1 protein-coding gene is annotated in these 1055 nt (G+C 58.2%); it reads right to left on the bottom strand.

Translation table 11 applies throughout. The features are described 5' to 3' along the window. Window positions 1–86 precede the first annotated feature (86 nt). Window positions 87–335: an antitoxin Xre/MbcA/ParS toxin-binding domain-containing protein gene (locus C5O18_RS11220; RefSeq protein ID WP_420884491.1), complete on the bottom strand. Its 249-nt coding sequence runs from the start codon at window positions 333–335 to the stop codon at window positions 87–89. Window positions 336–1055: the final 720 nt, after the last annotated feature.

The following is a 1055-nucleotide window of genomic DNA, read 5'->3' as shown; positions in this document are numbered from 1 at the left end:
AGCCGCCTCTCGTGGTTAACGCCAGGAGGCTACTGACAAGAGACGACTTCGGCCCAGCCCTGCTTCATGAGTCACACACTCAACACTCATGAGAAAACGCCGTGCTCAATCCGCCCCAGAGTCGCCAGAAGTTCAGCTGATCCACCAGGCTCAGCCACAACATCCAGCGGGCACCTGTTGCCAAGTACCGGCAGAGGGGCCTGCAGCCAAGCCTGTGCATGCTCAAGGCTGCCGAAGACTTCAACTGCCCAAGGTTTGGCGGAGCGACATAGAGAAAGTACAGGCTCCCGACAGGACAGCCACAGCCCCGACCACGCACAGCGGCATACGATCAAACCGCTGAAACGCAAGCGGTACGACCCGTCCGCTCCAAACGCCTGACGGCGGCGAGGGCTGCATCATCTGGTCAGACCCATGGAAATTCTGCCCATCGACTGGGACAAAATCGACCAATCAACGGGTACCCGAATGACTACCAGATGCCTCCAAATGCCAACAAACTCACGCTATTGGCCTCATCCGCAGACGTAGGAAAAGAGCTGTTAATATTGGGTCGCTGGTTCGAGTCCAGCTCGGGGAGCCAATTCGAAGATGAAGCCGGTCAGGCAGTCAGCCTGACCGGCTTTGTCGTTTCTGGGACCGGTGCAACGTTCTTTCCCCAACCGCGCCATTGCCGCAGCAACCTTCGCCCTCCCGACTTGCCGGCTCCCCGCAACCGGAACCTGCCCTCCACGACCGCAAGACCTGCGGCATTCGCGCGCGACCTGACCGCCCGGTAATCCCTGCCCCCCATCGCAATCGCCTGGCCGCTTCATCGCCCCCAGGGCACGGCGCCAGACGGCCAAACCCATGAACACAGATCATGGGTTGGTGAGATTATTTCATTTTTTCTCATGGCTCATCGGACATAAGATTCGCGCCATGAGGACTTGCGCCTGAATGACAGGCAAAAAGCCGAAACCCGCCCAACATGAAGGCCAGGAATAAAACCGATTTATTCATGGCCCGCCTCAGCAATCAGGAGCCGGCCCAAAATGAGCGAAGACTTCACATTT

Source organism: Amnimonas aquatica (genome assembly GCF_002943415.1).
Lineage (GTDB): Bacteria > Pseudomonadota > Gammaproteobacteria > Pseudomonadales > Moraxellaceae > Perlucidibaca > Perlucidibaca aquatica_A.
Note: the sequence above shows the minus strand (reverse complement) of the source record. Positions and strands in the feature narration are given on the sequence as shown.